The sequence below is a fragment of the Sphingomonas faeni genome (assembly GCF_003053745.1).
In the GTDB taxonomy this organism is placed as follows: Bacteria; Pseudomonadota; Alphaproteobacteria; order Sphingomonadales; family Sphingomonadaceae; genus Sphingomonas; species Sphingomonas faeni.
In genome coordinates this window covers 523,705-539,874 of sequence record NZ_QAYE01000001.1, presented here as the reverse complement: position 1 = coordinate 539,874, position 16,170 = coordinate 523,705, and the positions used below count along the sequence as shown (strand labels likewise).

The window sequence follows — 16,170 nt, the reverse complement described above, 5'->3', positions numbered from 1 at the left end:
GCGTGTGTCGATGTTCCCCGCACGCCCTCAGGTCGCCGTGAGGATGTTGTCCCCGAACGCACGCGCGTCGACCTCCGCCCAGTCGAGTTCCTCCTGCAGGCGGCGATAGACATCCTCGGCCACCTCGCCCTTGTCGCGCATTTCGTGGAGCACGACGCGCTGGCAGGCGATCATCTCCAAGTGAAGTTCGTCGAATTCGGAGGTCGCCTGTGGATCGTCGGCCTCCGCGGTGACCTTGCCCGCCGCGCCGTAGCGGAACCGCAACGCATCCGCCGCCGCGCCTTCGCGTGCTGGCAGGACGGCTAGCCCTGCATCGATCAGTCGCTTGCGCGCCGGGGCGATCTCGTCGGCAAGCCCCGTGTCCGCGCCGAGATCGAGACGGCGGATCAACGGGCCGAGCGTGAGCCCTTGCAGCACGAGCGTGCCGATAACGACGCCGAACGCCGCCAGCACGATCAGGTCGCGGCCCGGCACCGATCGTGGCAGCGCGAACGCGGTCGCCAGCGTCAGGAGGCCACGCATACCCGACCAGGACAGGATGATCGACGCGTTCCAGGGGGGCGGCTTGGGCAGCCAGGACGGCGCGTAGCGGTTGGCGATCACGCCCTCGACGAACCGCACGAAGAACACCCACGCGATGCGCGTGACGAGCACGGTCGCCAGCACCGCGGCGGCGAACCCGATCGCGGGCCAGCGCTCGGCGGCGGGCAGGCCGGCCAGCACGTCGCGCGACTGAAGCCCCATCAGCGCGAACGCGATGATGTTGAGGACGAGGACCGCCGCCGACCACACTGCCGCCCCCTGCAACCGATCGCGTGCGGGCTGGCCGATCGGGCGGCGCTGCGACACGATCATACCGAACGTGACGACCGCGAGCACCGGCGAGATATGCAGCCGCTCGGCGAGCAGCCAGATGCCGAATGTCACCGCGAAATCGGCGAGGCTAGCGCCGAGCGTCCGCGCGAACAGCGGCGTCACGCGGAGATACAGCCATGAGGCGATGACGCCGAGGACGATCCCGCCCGGCACCGCCGCCGCGAGCGCGAGCGGCGTCACTGGGGTGTCCGAATGCGTCGCGAAGGCCACCGCGAGGCCGAACAACAACAGTGCCGTGGCGTCGTTGAGAAGGCTCTCGCCTTGAAGCAGCAACAGGCCGCGGCGGGGGATGCCGACTTCGCCGAGCACCGCTTCCGATGCGGCGGCATCGGGCGGTGCGACGATCGCTCCCAAGGCGAACGCGGCGGCTAGCGGTAAACCGCCTAGCGTGACACCGACTAGCGCGACCGCTGCGGCGGTGACGAGTACGGCGAACACGGCGAGGCTCAGCAGTGGGAACCAGTGTCGCCGCAGGGCGCGCGGGCTGGTGTGATACGCGGCGTGGAGCAACGCAGGTGCGATGAACAAGGCCAGCGCTAGGTGCGGCTCGACCGTGATCTTCGGCGCGAACGGCAACGCCGCAAAGGCGATCCCGGCCACCGCCAGCAAGGTCGGGTACGGCACGTTCAGCTTGCGCGCCAGGACCAGCAGGACCAGCGCGGCAAGCAGGATGACGTCGAGACTTTCGAATAATTCCACGGGCACGCAACGGGTGGGAGGAGAGGACGGGCCCACCGCATCGCGCAGGCCAAAAAAAACCACCCCGTGCATGTCGCACGGAGTGGCCTAGGTTCAGGGAGGAGGGACGCTAGAAGCGTCCCGTACGGCGCCGCGAAAGGGGGGGACACGATGCCGTACAGGATCTAAATGGGTGAGCGCCGTTTTGGTTCAACCCTTGTTGCACCGCACACGCAATTTTTTTGACGCGGATGCGATGACGGGCGGTTCAGCGACGTCTTAGTACCGGGGCGATCCGCATCAGTACGGGATCACGAAGCAGCAGGTGATGGCGCAGCGCAGCGCCGATATGCAACACCACCAGCGCAAGCATTACCCAGCCGAGTACGCCGTGCGCGCTGTGACCGAAATGCCCTGTCGCCTTCGAGACGGGTAGATACGGTACGGTGAACAAGCCGAAGATGCTCACACCGCCGGGCTTGCCGCCGCCCGACACCATCATCCAGCCGGTCATCGGCAAGCCGAGCATCAGTGCGTATAGCAAAATGTGGGAGCCATGCGCCAGCGCACGCTCCCACACCGGCGTAGAGGCGGGGAGCGGCGGCGGGCGGTGCGCCAGCCGCCACGCGATCCGCGCCGCGGTCAACGCAAGGATCGCGAGGCCGAGCGCCTGATGCGCGCCCATCCAGCTTCGCAGCGCCGGGACCGAGTCGTGCAGCAGCCCGACCGCGAGGTTGAGGATGACCAGCAGCGCGATCGTCCAGTGAAACCAGATCGCTACGCTCGAATATCGATCCGGACGATCCTGCGCTGCCATGGTCAACTCCTCGGATCAGGGTCAGACGTTGAACTGCGCCGGGGCGGGCATCTGCTGCTGCGGGGTCATGCCGAGCTGGGCCTGGCGCGCGAAGATGTCGCGCATCAGGGACAGCGAGAACAGGTGTGCGTACAGCAGCGGAAGCATGCCCGACTTGCTCATCTTGCGCAGCGCATCGCCGCGCAGGTCGATCAGCTTTTCCTCGTTGATCATCTGGAAGCCGCGATAGACGAACGGCTGGTCGGCGCCGTCGGGCTGGATCGTGACTTCGCCGTCCATCAGCAGCTCGAGCTCGCGCAGCTCGTTCATGAAGTTCTGCGTGCGCGCGCCGGCCTGTTCGAACGACTCGTTGAAGCCGAGGATGTTCTTGGTCAGCTCGGTCGGCTGGCCGTTCTCGAACAGCGCATCGCCGTCCTCGAAATCACCGATCGCCTGCGAGGTCGGGTCGAAGCAGAGCGACAGCTCCTGTGCTTCCGGGTGCAGGCGGGCGAGCATGTACGGGTAGCGACGGACATAGGCGGGGACGTAGAACGTGTTCTCGGTCAGCTTGCCGTCTTCGCCAACGAACACGTTGACGCCCTCGTTCAGGCCCATCAGCGCGAGCGGGATCGCGTCGTCACCGACCGAGAAGACGATAGGCATGTGGCGCTGGACCAGCGGAAACTCGTCGACGGTGATCGGGATCGCATGCTGGCCAACCAGGAACGGCGCACTGTCCTGCGGGCGGACCTTGTAGTTGGCGTGCGTGTCGCTCGAAAGCGGCTCGAGGCCATTATAGAAAAGCGGAAGCTGGGCGGTGCTGGCCATGTTACTCTCCGGATCGGTCGGTCGAAATGCCGGTGGCTCATGCCACCGATTGGGGCGAGGCTCTATGGTGCGCCGGGCGGGCGTGCAAGTGTGACGAGCTTGCCGGGGTTGAGGATGCCAAGCGGATCGAGCGCGGACTTGATCGTCCTGAGCGCGGTCATGCGGGCGGGCGACGAGAGGCGTTCGAGTTCGTCGCGCTTCATCTGGCCGATGCCGTGCTCCGCGGAGATCGAGCCACCGGCCGCCGTCACTAGGTCGCCGACAAAGCGGGTGACGACCGGCGCGTCCTCGGCATACCAGTGCGCGGAGTCGGTGCCGGGCGCGGCGCGGACGTGGAAATGGACGTTGCCGTCGCCGAGATGGCCGAAGCCGCTCGCGTGCGTGCCGGGAAAACGCGCGTCACATGCCGCCGCCGCATCGATCATGAAGCGCGGCATCGTCTCGACGGGAATCGAGATGTCGTGCTGCGTCGCGGGGCCGAGCGCGCGTTCGGCGGCGGACAGCGAGTCGCGGAGCAGCCAGAACGCGGTGGACTGGGCTTCGCTCGTGCCGATCGTGGCGTCTTCGATCGCGCCGTCCTCGAGCGCTTTGCCGAGCAGGCGTTCGAGCAACGCGGCGGGGGACTCGCCTTCGGTGGTGGCTGAGGTGGCCTCGATCAGGAGGTGCCAGGGGTGGCGGCCGGCGAGTGGCGCTCGGGCGTTCGGGAGGTGCGCGATGGCAGCGTCGAGCGACTCGGCGGGGAGGATTTCGAAGCTCTCGATCGCGCCGGTCTTCGCCTGCATCGTGCGCAGGAGTTTCAGCGCGGCCTGGGGTGACGCGATGCCGACCCAGGCGGTGCCACGCGCTGCGATCGCAGGGGCGAGACGCAACGTGGCGGCGGTGACGATCGCCAGCGTGCCCTCTGCGCCGATGAAGAGCTGGTCGAGGTCGTAGCCGCGGTTGTCCTTCTTGAGCGCGGACAGGCCGTCGTGGATCGTCCCGTCGGCGAGCACCGCCTCGACGCCCGCGACGAGGCCGCGCATCGTACCGAACTTGAGCACCTGCGTGCCGCCGGCGTTCGTCGAGACGAGCCCGCCGATCGTCGCCGTGCCGCGAGCACCGAGCGTCAGCGGGAAGCGCCACCCCTGCCCTTGCGCGGTGCCGTCGAGTTCGGCGAGGATCACGCCGGCCTCAGCGACGGCAAGCCCGGCGTCGGTGTCGAGGCTGCGGATACGGTTCAGGCGACGCAGCGACAGTATCAGCGCGCTGCCGTCGGCGGGAGCGGTCGCGCCGCCGACCATCGAGGTGTTGCCGCCTTGCGCGACCAGCGGCACGCGGTGCTCGGCGGCGGCCGCGACGATCAGCGCGACTTCGGCGGTCGAGGCCGGTGCGAGCATCGCAGGCGCGGCACCATGGAAGCGGCCGCGCCAATCGTGCAGCCAAGGTTCGATGTCGGCGGGGTCGGTGACGATCGCCTTTGCGTCGAGCCGCGAGGAGAGCGATTCGAGCATCGCCGTCTGCGAAGGCGTCAGGACTGCTGACTGAATTTCGGCCATGTACGCGGCGCTAGACAAAATTCATCGCGCGTTCAACGACAGGCGCTAACGATTACGTCAGCATGATCCAGACACCATGATTCACCCCGCGATACCCGCCACTTTGCTCGCGCTCGCGAGTCCCTTCGTTGTGGCATTGCGCGATGTACCGTCGTCCGGGCAGTCTTCGGGATTCGAGCTTGATGGCATGCAGATCGCCCAGGTCTCGATCCACGAACGCATCATCATCCGTGTGCCCCGGATGAGCCGAGCCCCCGTCCGCACCTATGCGCCGCCGACCGAGTGGAAGGAGCATAAGGGCCCCAAATGCATCGCTGTCGACGAGATCGCGGGTGCGATGCTCAACAAGGATGGCGCGGTCGATCTGGTGATGGACGACACGACGCGGCTGCGCGCGCGGCTCGACGGCGACTGCAAGCCGCTCGATTATTATTCGGGGTTTTACTTGAGGCCGGGCTCGGACGGAATGATCTGCAAGGATCGCGACGCTATCCGGATGCGCTCGGGTGCACGATGCCAGATCGAGGGGTTCAAGAGCTTGCGGGCCAAGAAGAAGTAGGGCGGTCGCTTCGGCGCGCAACTCACTGCCTGTTCGCCCCATCCTATCAAAGTTCGACAAGCGCCAGCATCCGACAAGCACCTCCCCGGCGAAGGCCGGGGTCCAGTTGGGTGACGTCCGCCAACTCTGCGTTGCCGTTCGTTACTGCGACCTTTCCAACTGGGCCCCGGCCTCCGCCGGGGTGGCGCATCCGGTGAATAGATGCACCAGCACGTCGTTCAGAGTATGCGGACGCCACGGGTAATTGGTATTTTCCCGTCCAAGACCCCCTCCCCGCCCTCGATTCACCGCGTTTCCTTGACATTTGTCGCTAAATCGGCGAGCGCCGGAACGCTTGAGGGCAGTGCATTTCACCCTCTATTTACCGGACATTTGCATGAGTTTTGCCGATCTCGGCCTCTCCGACGAACTGCTGAAAGCAGTCACCGACTCCGGCTATACCGAGCCGACCCCGATCCAGGCCGGTGCGATCCCGTCCGTGCTGATGATGCGCGACATCATCGGCATCGCCCAGACGGGCACCGGCAAGACCGCGTCGTTCGTGCTGCCGATGATCGACATTCTCGCGCATGGCCGCAGCCGCGCGCGGATGCCGCGCTCGCTGATCCTCGAGCCGACGCGCGAACTCGCCGCGCAGGTGGCGGAGAATTTCGAGAAATACGGCGTCAATTCGAACCTCTCGATGGCGCTGCTGATTGGTGGCGTGTCGATGGGCGACCAGCTCGCCGCGCTGGAAAAGGGCGTCGACGTGCTGATCGCGACGCCTGGCCGGCTGATGGACCTGTTCGGGCGCGGCAAGATCATGCTCAACGGCTGTTCGATGCTGGTGATCGACGAGGCGGACCGGATGCTCGACATGGGCTTCATCCCCGACATCGAGGAAATCTGCACCAAGCTGCCCAAGCAGCGCCAGACGTTGCTTTTCTCGGCGACGATGCCGCCGCCGATCAAGAAGCTGGCGGACAAGTTCCTGACCAATCCCAAGACGATCGAGGTGTCGCGCCCGGCATCGACCAACCTCAACATCAAGCAGTATCTGGTGCCGGTGCCGAGCCAGACCGCCAAGCGTGACACGCTGCGCCGTATCCTCGCGCAGGAAGAGGTCACCAACGCGATCATCTTCTGCAACCGCAAGACGACGGTGCGCGACCTCAACAAGGTGCTGAAGCAGGCGGGCTACAAGTCGGGCGAGATCCACGGCGACATGGAACAGCCGCAGCGGCTGGCCGAACTGGAGCTGTTCAAGACCGGCGCGGTGACGATCCTCGTTGCGTCCGACGTCGCGGCGCGCGGGCTCGACATCAAGGGCGTGTCGACGGTGTTCAACTATGACGCGCCTTGGCATCCGGACGACTATGTCCACCGGATCGGGCGGACGGGGCGCGCCGGGGCGACGGGGACGGCGTACACGTTCGTGGCGCCGGACGATGCCGAGAATATCGTCAATATCGAGAAGCTGACCGGGCAGACGATCGAGCGACTGAAGGTCGCCGAGCCGAAGACGGCGCCGGTTGTTGCTGCGACCGAAGACGATGGTACGGCGCGGCGTGCACGGCCGCGTCGCGGCGCGCGGTCCGAGACGTTTACGCCGGTGCCGGTTGCGGCGGCGGCTGCCGAAGAGTCGGATCGGCGAAGTACGCGGCGGGTGCCACGGGCGGATACGGTGGCCCCGGCGATCGTCGCCGAAGTGCTCGCTGCGGCGGAGCCGGTTGCGGCCGCCAAGCGTCCTCGCTGGGAGCGTACGCCGATCGACGAGCCCGTGCCTGCGGTGAAGCCGCGCGTTGCGGAGCCGGCACGGGTCGAGCCGGTGCAGGTCGAACCGGCGTATGTCGAACCGGTTCGCGCGACGCCCGTTCGGTCTGAGCCGGTACAGCCGGAGCCGGCGCGGTCGGAGCCGGTGCGGTCGGAACCTGTTCGTTCGGAAGCGGCAAAGGTAGAGCCGCCGCGGACGGAGCGCATTCCTGCGGATCCAACCGGTGGTCGCCGCCAACCGGTCGCCGATACGCCGGCGGATGGTTGGAACGGACCATTCCCGAGCTTCCTGAATGCCGTGATCGGAGGATATGAATGATGTCGATGCGCCGTCTCGCCGCGCTTGCCTTGCTCGCGACTGCCGTGGCCGCTCCCGCTGCGCCCCGCGCGAAAGTCGTGGCGCCGCACGTCAACACGACGAGCTTCGAAAAGCTGCCGCAGCCCTTGCCGCTGCCGTATAACGAGTCGGCGAACGCCAATGCACAGGTTGCGGCGGCGCGGGCGCGGGCGCTGAAGACGCACAAGCGGTTGCTGATCGATCTCGGCGGCAATTGGTGCCTCGACTGCCGACTGCTCGCGGGGACGATCGACCTTCCGGAGATGAAGCGCTTCGTCGACAGCAAGTTCGTGGTGGTGACGGTCGACATCGGCCGGTTCGACAAAAACGGGCAGATCGCAGCGGGTTACGGCATCAAGGGGCGGCTCAAGGGCGTGCCCGCGGTGCTGGTGGTCGATCCGCGGACCAACAAGCTGTTGAACGCCGGGCATGAGACGGAGCTGGCGGATGCGCGGTCGATGGGGCCGCAGGCCTTGGCCGATTGGCTGGCGAAGTGGGCAGCCTGATCGGAATTTGAGAGTCGGCGTGCGCTGATTGACGCCTGGCGACTGACGCCGAGATCCTTGGCCGATCTGGGTCGTGGTGGGCGTTGCCTCGCCGAGGCCGGCTCGATTGGGTTTCGATCGACGATCAACGATCGGTGCCACGTCGTGGGGGAGTGGTTCCTGCCTGCCAGAACCGGGGTCGATAGACGGTATTAGCTGGCCGGTAGCCTTCTGGCCACGGCGGCGGTCACGCGGTCCGAGCCGCAAGCGCGTTTCCCCGCGAAGGCGGGGACCCAGTCTGGGCTCCCGCCTTCGCGGGAGAACAAGGGGGCGGTAGCGATGCTGTTGGTCCGCAGGTACGGGGCCTGTCGGATCATGGCCGTGCCAATCCCGGGTGGTGGAACGAGTTTGCAACCTTCGAACTCGCAATTCGCAATCGGTTCTCCCAGAAATCCAATTGCAACACGCCCCGTGCGGGCCAATAGCAGCGTCATCCTGACGAAAGTCAGGACCCAGGATACCAAAAGTTAGCGCCTGCGACTCTGGATCCTAACTTTCGTCAGGATGACGGGTTGAGTGACCGGTCGCACGCCGTCGGTCGAACCTAGGCGGCGACAGCGATCAGGGCGTCGTCCAGATCTCCAGCCCGCTTGTACGCCGGGCGTTCTGTCAGACGGGCAGCATAGTCGGTGAAGGTCGGGCGCTTAGGTAACCAGCCGAACTGCATGCCCCAGATCACTTGCGATCCGACATAGACGTCGGCGGCGGTGACGCGGTCGCCGGCGATGTACGGGTGCGCGGCAACTGCCTGTTCGAGCACGTCGATGACGCGGTCGAGGCTGCCATAGCCGATCATCCGCTGTTGCGCGGCGTCCGGCACTACACCGAGCGCGCGGTTACCGACGGCCGCTTCGACGGGGCCAGCAGCGTAGAAAAGCCAGCGATAATAGTCGGCGCGTTCGTCATCGCGTGGCGCGAGGCCGGCTTCGGGGAATGCTTCGGCGAGATAGGCGCAGATCGCAGCGCATTCAGTGATGGTCTTGCCGTTGTGGACCAGCGCGGGGACCTTGGCCATCGGGTTGATCGCGCGATACGCGTCGGCCTTCATCGATTTGTCGTAGTCGAGGACGACTGTCTCGTACTCGGCGCCGACCTCTTCGAGCATCCAGCGCGCGATGCGACCGCGCTACATCGGGTTGGTGTATAGGGTCAGGGCCACGCGACTCTCCTTGAGAACGAATCGTGAACGATGGTCTCATGGAGCAGGGGTGCGGTCAAGGTCGTGCAGAATGTTTCCCCGCGAAGGCGGGGATCCAGACTGGGCTCCCGCCTTCGCGGGAGAACAAGGAGGAGGGGCGCCGTACAGTGGAGCCCCCTCACCTCACACCAGCGCTTTGTCGAACAGCGCGAGCATGCGGGCCCAGGCCTTGTCCGCCTGGGCTGCGTTGTAGACCTTCGAGTCGGGCGGGCACCAGCCGTGCATGGTGCCAGCGTACACCTCGATCTCGGCTGGGAGTTTCGCCGCGGCAAACGCGGTGCGGAGCGTGTCCTTCTCGGTCGGCGACCGCGCGTCGTCGTTGGCGGCGATCGCGATGAGGTATTGCGCCTTCATCTGCGGGATCAGGAGGTGCGGGCTGTCGGGCTTGTCGGTGACGAAGCCGCCGCCGTGGAACGTCGCGCCTGCGCGGATGCGGTTCGCCACGGCTGCAGCGGTGCGCATGACCATCGGGCCGCCCATGCAATAGCCGGTGGTGGCCAGCCCACGCTTGCGATCGACCTGCGGTTGTGCGTCGAGGAAGGCGGTGAAGGCTTTCGCGTCGCGAACCGTCCCTTCGGACGTGAGGGCTTCCCGGAATGGAGCGATGCGACTTTTGACTTCGGGTTGGTCGTAGGATTCGTCGGGCTTCAGGAACGGCGCCTTGGTCGAGCGGTAGAACTGGTTGACGACCAGTACCGCGTAGCCCGATTGCGCGAGGCGGTCGGCCATCTGGCGGAAGGCGGGGCGCAGGCCCATGATGTCGGGCCAGACCAGCACGCCGGGGTGCTTGCCGGTGGCGGGTGCGACGAAATAGGCGTCGGCCTTGCCGTCGGGCGTGGTGATCGAGACGTCGCGGCCCTTGATGACCGCAGCGTTTGCCGGTGCAGGGAGCAACATCGTCAGGCCCATCGCACCGGTCATCATGCCGAACTGGCGGCGCGAGACTCCGGCCAGATAGGCTTCGTTATCGTCTGCGGTATGCTCGTCGCACATGGGGCTATCCTCTCGAATTTGGCCGCATGCTAACTCAGGCGGCGCGCCACCACCATACGCCATCTTGGATGTCGCGGGTCGCGCGGCCTTCGACTTCGAGGCGGCGGAGATGCGCGAGGGCTTCGCCGGTCGCCATGCCGAGCACGTCCTGCCCGATCGCGCGACGGAACAGGCGGCCGAAACAGTCGACGGCGCGGCGGGGTTCGGCGAGGAAGACGGCGAGTTCGTCGAGCCGTTCGCGGTGCTCGCGGTCCATCGCGTCGAGGCGGGTGTGGAGGCCGGTGAACGGGTCGCCGTGGCCTGGGAGGACGAGCAGGTCGGCGGGCAGCGTCTTCAGCTTGGCGATCGAGGCGAACCATTCGCCCAGCGGGTCGGCGTTCGGTTCGGTGACGCCGAGCGAGACGTTGGGGCTGATCCGGGGGAGGACCTGATCGCCGGCGATGACGATGCCGCCGGCTTCGTCGTAGAGGCACGCGTGTTCGGGGGAGTGGCCGGAGCCGGTGACGACGCGCCAGTCGCGGGTGCCGATGGTGAGCGTGTCGCCGTCTTCGATGCGGGTGTAGCTGAGCGGGAGCGGGGTGATGATTTTCCGAAAGCCGGCCCAGCCCTTGGCGGTGGCATGGTCGATCTGTTCTGCGGCCCAGCCTGCGCCGCGCCAGAAGGTGAGCATTTCGTGTGGGACGGAGTCGCGGGCGTCGGCGGCGAGCATGCGCGCGGTCAGCCACTCGGCGCGGGTCATGATGAGGGGAGCGGCATGGTGATCGCACATCCAGCCGGCTAGGCCGATATGGTCGGGGTGGAAGTGGGTGCCGATCATTCGCGTGATGCGAACGTCCGCCTTGGGGCCTTTGAAGATGGCTTTCCAGGCGTCGCGCGCGGCAGCGGTGTTCATGCCGGTGTCGACCAGCGCTTCGCCGTCGGTGTCGGCGAGGAGCCAGCAGTTTACGTGGCGCAACGGGCCGGGGATGTGGAGGCGGACCCAGTCTATGCCGGGGGCGACCTGCATCGTGCCGCCTACTTCAGGTTCTGCGCCACCAAACGGGTAGGTCAGCCCTTTGTGGCTGGTCGGCGCGAAATCGGTGTCGGGTGCGGTTGCCATCCGTTGCGGTTAGCAACTGGATGTGGCCGGAGATAGTGCTGTAGGGCAGCTGACCTTCTCTCGATCCTCCCCCGCCAGGGGAGGTGGCACCGCAGGTGACGGAGGGTGAGGACACGGAACAAGGGTTGGCGCTTGCCTCTCCCTCCGTCTGGCGAATGCCAGCCACCTCCCCCTGGCGGGGGAGGATCAGGTTGGTTGGGTGTGCATTATTTCGCGCGCGTTTCGTCACGCTGGATCTGTTCGACATGTCTCCGCTTGAAACGGAGGACGCTTGTTTCCCCGCGAAGGCGGGGACCCAGACTGGCTCCCGCCTTCGCGGGAGAACATGGAGGCGCGGACTGTTCGACATCACTGCCGCCGCCTTGTGCGTCGGCTAATCTCGCTAGCCGTATCGTATGCGGAGAACGCGGGGCCGCCCCCCTGCCCCCTCCCGCTTGCGGGAGGGGAAGTGCGGTCAACGCTTGAAGGGGTCGTCGAAGAGCGGCTTGACGGGCAACACGCCGCCGTCTGCCACGAACTGGGCGTCCGCGGCCGCCTGGGTGCGCTCGGCGCGGAGCTGCTGGAGGAGCACTTCGCGGTCGCCTTCGAGGCGGGTGTCGGTCGGCGCTTCCATGCCGGCTGCCTTCGCCGCCTTCGCCACGGCTGCGTCGAGTTCGCGCTGCGAGGTCAGGCCAAGCGTGACCGGGTCCTTCGGGGTGATGTTCGCGATGTTCCAGTGGCTGCGGTCGCGGATCGCGGCGATCGTCGTGCGGGTGGTGCCGATCAGCAGCGAGATCGCGCCGTCGGTGATCTCCGGGTGGTTGCGGATGATCCACGAGATGCCGTCGGGCTTGTCCTGGCGCTTCGAGACCGGCGTGTAGCGCGGGCCCTTGGTGCGGCGGACCTGCTCGGGGCCCTTGATCATCTTGAGCTGGTAATCGGGATCGGCGGCACCCTTGTCGATCTCGTCCTGCGTCACTTCATGTGCGCGGACGGGATCGCGACCGGTGAGCTTGGTCGAGGTGGTGTCGTCGGCGATCGCCTGTATCTCGAGAATATGCAGGCCGCAGAAGTCCGCGATCTGCTCGAAGCTGAGCGCGGTATTGTCGACCATCCAGGCGGCGGTCGCGTGGGGCATGAGCGGCTGGGCCACGGCGGAAACTCCGTAAAAATAGAAAGGGCCGCCCCTTTCGGAGCGGCCTGACATGAGAGAGACTTAGTGCGCGCGGGGGCAACAGGCAAGCGAACAAGCTCAGGCGGCCATGAGCTTTCCTTCGAGGGGGACGAGCGCGTGGAGGAACTGGCGTGCGCTGGCGGGCCAGCTGTAACGCGCGGCATAGGCGGCGCAGGTGACGCTTTCGCGGGTCAGCGCGGTAGCGATCGCAGTGTCGAGGTCTTCGTGCATCGCGCCGACGCGGTCGTCGAGCACGTCGATCGGCCCGGTGACCGGGTACGCCGCGACGGGCGTTCCGCAAGCCAGCGCTTCGATCATGACGAGGCCGAACGTGTCGGTGCGGCTTGGGAAGACGAGGACGTCGGCGGTGCGGTAGGCGGCGGCTAGGTCAAGGCCGGAGCGCTGGCCGAGGAAGACGGCGTTGGGGAAGCGGCGGGCGAGCGTGGCGCGGGCGGGGCCGTCGCCGACGACGACCTTCGTTCCGGGATGTGCGGAGGACAGGAACGCCTCGATGTTCTTCTCGACCGCGACGCGCCCGACATAGAGGAGGATCGGGCCGGGCAGCGCCGTCATCTCGGGATCGCGCGCGCCGTCGAGACCGAACTGGGCGAAGTCGACGCCCCTGCCCCATTCTCGGACCTGATGCAGACCTTGCTTGGCGAGCGTGGCGGCAACCGACGGCGTGGAGACCAGGATCGATTGCGCGGGGCGGTGGAACCAGCGGATGTAGCGCCAGATCCAGTCCGGGTTCGCGCCGGTGCGGGCGGCGATATAGTCGGGGAACTGCGTGTGATACGCGCTGGTGAACGGGAGCGCGCGGGCGAGGCACCAGTTGCGGGCGGCGAGGCAGACGGGCCCTTCGGTGGCGAGGTGGATCGCATCGGCGCCGAATGCGGCGAGCATGCGGCCGACTGCGCCCGAGCGCGCGAAGGCGAGGCGGATCTCGGGGTAGGTCGGGCATGGCATCGAGGCGAAACGTTCGGGGGAGACCACCAGAACCTCATGGCCGACGGATTCGAGCTCGCGCTGGACCGACTGGAGGGTGCGGACGACGCCGTTGACTTGCGGGCTCCAAGCGTCCGTGACGATTGCGATACGCATCGGCTTATCCTTTCTTACCCCTCTCCCATCGGGGAGAGGGAGGGGCCCGGCCGGCGCAGCCGGGTGGGAGGGTGAGGGCACGCTTCACTCGCGTTGTGGACTTGCCCTCACCCGCGCCGCTGACGCGGCTTGCCCTCTCCCCGTCGGGGAGAGGGTTTAAGTTAGGCAGCTAGGCTTATGACCTTGTCGCGTTCGCGGGCGGCGATTTCGTCGCCCCAGTGAAGAAGTTCCATGCGGCCGTCGAAATGCTCGACCAGCGCCGTGCAGCCTTCGACCCAGTCGCCGTCGTTGTAATAGGCGATGCCGGCGATCTCGCGCATTTCGGCGGTATGGATGTGGCCGCAGACGACGCCTTCGACGCCGCGGACGCCGGCCGCGTGCGCGACGACTTCCTCGAAGTGCGAGATGAAGGCGACTGCGTTCTTGACCTTCGCCTTGGCGTGCTTCGACAGCGACCAATAGGGCATGCCCATCCGCCGCCGCACGCCGTTGACCCAGCGGTTAAGGCCCATCAGCATCGTGTAGGCCGCGTCGCCGATATGCGCGACCCAGCGGTGTGCGAGCGTGATCGCGTCGAACTCGTCGCCGTGGAGGACCAGCAGGCGGCGCCCGTCCGCCGTCTCGTGGATCGCGTTGCGGCGGATCGAGATGCCGCCCAGGTCGAGGCCGGAATATTGCCGGAACACCTCGTCGTGGTTGCCGGGGATGTAGACGACGCGGGTGCCGCGCTTGGCGCGCTTGAGCAGGCGCCAGATCACGTCGTTATGCGCGGCGGGCCAGTAGAATTTCTTCTTGAGCCGCCAGCCGTCGATCATGTCGCCGACGAGATACATCGTCTCGCTGTCGACGTGATCGAGGAAGTCGTTGAGCATGCCCGCGTTGCAGCCGCGCGTGCCGAGATGGACGTCGGAGATCCAGATCGTACGGTACTGGCGGCGCTCGACGACCGGCTCGGGTACGGCGGGCCGGGAGTGGATGAAGTCGGCGATATCGGTGATATCGGCGCCAACGAAGCTAGATGGCGAAAACGTCGTGATGGCGTTCATGAGCCTGCCCCCGCAAAACTATCCTTGTCGCGAGTATTAGGCGAGTATTGTTACAGGGTGGTCGCAGTCTGGTGACTGTTCCAAGTCATGGGCGAGGATAGATTGTTTTCCCGCGAAGGCGGGAATCCAGACTGGGCTCCCGCCTTCGTGGGAGAACAAGCTTTTGTTCAGGTAGCGCTTCGAGGAGACCACCCCGGCGAAGGCCGGGGCCCAAATGGGGATGCTGAGTAACGACGCGGTGTGCTTCGTTACAACGACCTTTCCACTTGGGCCCCGGCCTTCGCCGGGGTGGTTGTGGGGTACGCTGGTCTTTTAACGGGATACCCCAGCTTTCGCTGAAGTGACGGTACGCCCCGTCATTCCATCGTCAGTACGATCTTCCCAACATGGTCGCCGGCTTCCATTCGCGTGTGCGCCGCCGGTGCGTCGGCGAAGGCGAAGGTGCGGTCGATAACCGGCTTCAGCTTGCCGGCCTCGACGTGTGGCCACACCGTCCGTGCGAGTTCGTCCGCGACCAGCGACTTGAATGCGGTGTCACGCGGGCGGAGCGTGGAGCCGGTCAGCGTCAGGCGGCGGCGCATGATTTCGAACAGGGGCACCGTTGCCATCATGCCGCCCTGGACCGCGATCGACACGTGGCGGCCGTCTTCGGCGAGGCATTGCAGGTTGCGGGGCACATAGTCGCCGCCGACCATGTCGAGCACCGCGGCGACGCCCTTGCCGCCGGTGATCTGCTTCACGCGCTCGACGAAATCCTCCGACTTGTAGTCGATCGCGTGCGTCGCACCGAGGCTGAGCGCGGCTTCGCACTTCGCCTTCGAGCCAGCGGTGACGATGATGTCGATGCCGAAGACGTTGCACAGGGCGATCGCCATCGTGCCAATGCCCGAAGTGCCGCCGTGGACGAGGACGGTGTCGCCCTCCATCGCGTAGGCGCGCTCGAAGAGGTTGGTCCAGACGGTGAAGAGCGTCTCTGGCATCGCCGCCGCCTCGACCATCGTCAGCGCCTCGGGGACGGGCAAGCACTGGCCGAACGGCGCGACCGCGTATTCCGCATACGCACCGCCCGAAATCAGCGCGCAGACGAGCTGGCCGATCTGTTCGTCGCCGACGCCTTCGCCGACCGCGACGATCGTGCCGGAGATCTCCATGCCGAGGATCGAGGGGGCACCCGGCGGGGGCGGATACTTGCCCTGGCGCTGCATCACCTCGGGGCGATTGACCCCGGCGGCCGCCACCTTGACCAGCACCTCGCCCTGCCCCGGCTGGGGCACGGGACGGTCGACGAGGACCAGCACTTCGGGACCGCCGGGCTGTTCCGGATCGATCGCCTTCATGACGTCGGGTACACCTAAGTTACTGGACTGGTTTTCGGGTATCGCGGTCATCGCTCGTCACGTCCCTTTAGATTTCCGCGCCTTATTGACATCACTCTGGTGCGGGTCAACGTTACAGAAACTATGGAACCGGACGACACCCCCTCCCGTCCCGACGATCTGCTCGACGCGCTCGTGCGACAGGACCTCGATCCGTTGTCGGTCGCCGAGCTCGATGCGCGGATCATCGTGCTGCAGGGCGAGATCGCGCGCTGCCAGCTGAAGAAGGACCGCGCGGTCAGTCACCGCGCCAGCGCCGACGACCTCTTCAGGCGGTGATCGCGCTGCCCGCCTCCAC

The 16,170-nt window shown here is 66.4% G+C and carries 15 protein-coding genes; 4 read left to right on the top strand and 11 right to left on the bottom strand.

Translation table 11 applies throughout. The features are described 5' to 3' along the window. Positions 1–27: 27 nt before the first annotated feature. The 4 genes from C8J25_RS02380 to C8J25_RS02365 form a co-directional block, all read right to left on the bottom strand. On the bottom strand, positions 28–1,575 hold the full coding sequence (locus C8J25_RS02380) for a cation:proton antiporter (protein ID WP_167397640.1): 1,548 nt from the start codon (positions 1,573–1,575) through the stop codon (positions 28–30). 247 nt (positions 1,576–1,822) lie between these two features. After that, positions 1,823–2,371 (bottom strand): cytochrome b, encoded by a 549-nt coding sequence (locus C8J25_RS02375; RefSeq protein ID WP_107952091.1) that lies wholly within the window; start codon positions 2,369–2,371, stop codon positions 1,823–1,825. 21 nt (positions 2,372–2,392) lie between these two features. Next, positions 2,393–3,178: a SapC family protein gene (locus C8J25_RS02370; protein ID WP_107952090.1), complete on the bottom strand. Its 786-nt coding sequence runs from the start codon at positions 3,176–3,178 to the stop codon at positions 2,393–2,395. Between the two features lie 62 nt (positions 3,179–3,240). Beyond that, positions 3,241–4,713, bottom strand: coding sequence for an FAD-binding oxidoreductase (locus C8J25_RS02365; RefSeq protein ID WP_244186679.1), 1,473 nt, complete (start codon positions 4,711–4,713; stop codon positions 3,241–3,243). A 187-nt stretch (positions 4,714–4,900) separates the two neighbouring features. On the opposite strand from C8J25_RS02365, the gene C8J25_RS02360 reads away from it, so the two are divergent. From C8J25_RS02360 to C8J25_RS02350, 3 genes are all read left to right on the top strand, one after another. Continuing rightward, the gene (locus C8J25_RS02360) at positions 4,901–5,272 is read left to right on the top strand and encodes a hypothetical protein (RefSeq protein WP_244186675.1); all 372 of its coding nucleotides are present in this window, start codon (positions 4,901–4,903) and stop codon (positions 5,270–5,272) included. A 376-nt stretch (positions 5,273–5,648) separates the two neighbouring features. Continuing rightward, positions 5,649–7,343: a DEAD/DEAH box helicase gene (locus tag C8J25_RS02355; RefSeq protein WP_107952088.1), complete on the top strand. Its 1,695-nt coding sequence runs from the start codon at positions 5,649–5,651 to the stop codon at positions 7,341–7,343. 5 nt (positions 7,344–7,348) lie between these two features. Next, entirely contained in the window at positions 7,349–7,867 is a 519-nt protein-coding gene (locus C8J25_RS02350; protein WP_107952620.1) for a thioredoxin family protein, read from the top strand. A gap of 583 nt (positions 7,868–8,450) precedes the next feature. Here C8J25_RS02350 and C8J25_RS02345 read toward each other — a convergent pair. The 7 genes from C8J25_RS02345 to C8J25_RS02310 form a co-directional block, all read right to left on the bottom strand. Continuing rightward, the gene (locus C8J25_RS02345) at positions 8,451–9,011 is read right to left on the bottom strand and encodes a glutathione S-transferase family protein (protein ID WP_244186673.1); all 561 of its coding nucleotides are present in this window, start codon (positions 9,009–9,011) and stop codon (positions 8,451–8,453) included. A 216-nt stretch (positions 9,012–9,227) separates the two neighbouring features. Then, on the bottom strand, positions 9,228–10,097 hold the full coding sequence (locus C8J25_RS02340; RefSeq protein WP_107952087.1) for a dienelactone hydrolase family protein: 870 nt from the start codon (positions 10,095–10,097) through the stop codon (positions 9,228–9,230). 34 nt (positions 10,098–10,131) lie between these two features. Continuing rightward, positions 10,132–11,196 carry an MBL fold metallo-hydrolase gene (locus C8J25_RS02335; RefSeq protein ID WP_107952086.1) on the bottom strand — a complete coding sequence of 355 codons (1,065 nt, stop codon included), beginning with the start codon at positions 11,194–11,196 and terminating at the stop codon, positions 10,132–10,134. 454 nt (positions 11,197–11,650) lie between these two features. Beyond that, entirely contained in the window at positions 11,651–12,328 is a 678-nt protein-coding gene (locus C8J25_RS02325) for a DUF1013 domain-containing protein (protein WP_055873545.1), read from the bottom strand. A 99-nt stretch (positions 12,329–12,427) separates the two neighbouring features. After that, positions 12,428–13,450 (bottom strand): glycosyltransferase family 4 protein, encoded by a 1,023-nt coding sequence (locus C8J25_RS02320; RefSeq protein WP_107952084.1) that lies wholly within the window; start codon positions 13,448–13,450, stop codon positions 12,428–12,430. Positions 13,451–13,611: 161 nt separating this feature from the next. Beyond that, positions 13,612–14,496: a UDP-2,3-diacylglucosamine diphosphatase gene (locus tag C8J25_RS02315; protein WP_107952083.1), complete on the bottom strand. Its 885-nt coding sequence runs from the start codon at positions 14,494–14,496 to the stop codon at positions 13,612–13,614. 356 nt (positions 14,497–14,852) lie between these two features. Beyond that, positions 14,853–15,884: an NAD(P)H-quinone oxidoreductase gene (locus C8J25_RS02310; RefSeq protein ID WP_244186671.1), complete on the bottom strand. Its 1,032-nt coding sequence runs from the start codon at positions 15,882–15,884 to the stop codon at positions 14,853–14,855. Between the two features lie 72 nt (positions 15,885–15,956). Between C8J25_RS02310 and C8J25_RS02305 the strand changes: the two genes are divergently transcribed. Continuing rightward, positions 15,957–16,151, top strand: a complete 195-nt coding sequence (locus C8J25_RS02305) for a DUF1192 domain-containing protein (RefSeq protein WP_107952081.1) — start codon at positions 15,957–15,959, stop codon at positions 16,149–16,151. Positions 16,152–16,170: the final 19 nt, after the last annotated feature.

Excerpts from the sequence above, each read along its gene's own strand:
- C8J25_RS02375 (WP_107952091.1), bottom strand. The coding sequence starts at position 2,371 with ATGGCAGCGCAGGATCGTCCGGATCGATATTCGAGCGTAGCGATCTGG.
- C8J25_RS02370 (WP_107952090.1), bottom strand. The coding sequence starts at position 3,178 with ATGGCCAGCACCGCCCAGCTTCCGCTTTTCTATAATGGCCTCGAGCCG.
- C8J25_RS02365 (WP_244186679.1), bottom strand. The coding sequence starts at position 4,713 with ATGGCCGAAATTCAGTCAGCAGTCCTGACGCCTTCGCAGACGGCGATG.
- C8J25_RS02360 (WP_244186675.1), top strand. The coding sequence starts at position 4,901 with ATGCAGATCGCCCAGGTCTCGATCCACGAACGCATCATCATCCGTGTG.
- C8J25_RS02355 (WP_107952088.1), top strand. The coding sequence starts at position 5,649 with ATGAGTTTTGCCGATCTCGGCCTCTCCGACGAACTGCTGAAAGCAGTC.
- C8J25_RS02350 (WP_107952620.1), top strand. The coding sequence starts at position 7,349 with ATGCGCCGTCTCGCCGCGCTTGCCTTGCTCGCGACTGCCGTGGCCGCT.
- C8J25_RS02345 (WP_244186673.1), bottom strand. The coding sequence starts at position 9,011 with ATGCTCGAAGAGGTCGGCGCCGAGTACGAGACAGTCGTCCTCGACTAC.
- C8J25_RS02340 (WP_107952087.1), bottom strand. The coding sequence starts at position 10,097 with ATGTGCGACGAGCATACCGCAGACGATAACGAAGCCTATCTGGCCGGA.
- C8J25_RS02335 (WP_107952086.1), bottom strand. The coding sequence starts at position 11,196 with ATGGCAACCGCACCCGACACCGATTTCGCGCCGACCAGCCACAAAGGG.
- C8J25_RS02320 (WP_107952084.1), bottom strand. The coding sequence starts at position 13,450 with ATGCGTATCGCAATCGTCACGGACGCTTGGAGCCCGCAAGTCAACGGC.
- C8J25_RS02315 (WP_107952083.1), bottom strand. The coding sequence starts at position 14,496 with ATGAACGCCATCACGACGTTTTCGCCATCTAGCTTCGTTGGCGCCGAT.
- C8J25_RS02310 (WP_244186671.1), bottom strand. The coding sequence starts at position 15,884 with ATGACCGCGATACCCGAAAACCAGTCCAGTAACTTAGGTGTACCCGAC.
- C8J25_RS02305 (WP_107952081.1), top strand. The coding sequence starts at position 15,957 with ATGGAACCGGACGACACCCCCTCCCGTCCCGACGATCTGCTCGACGCG.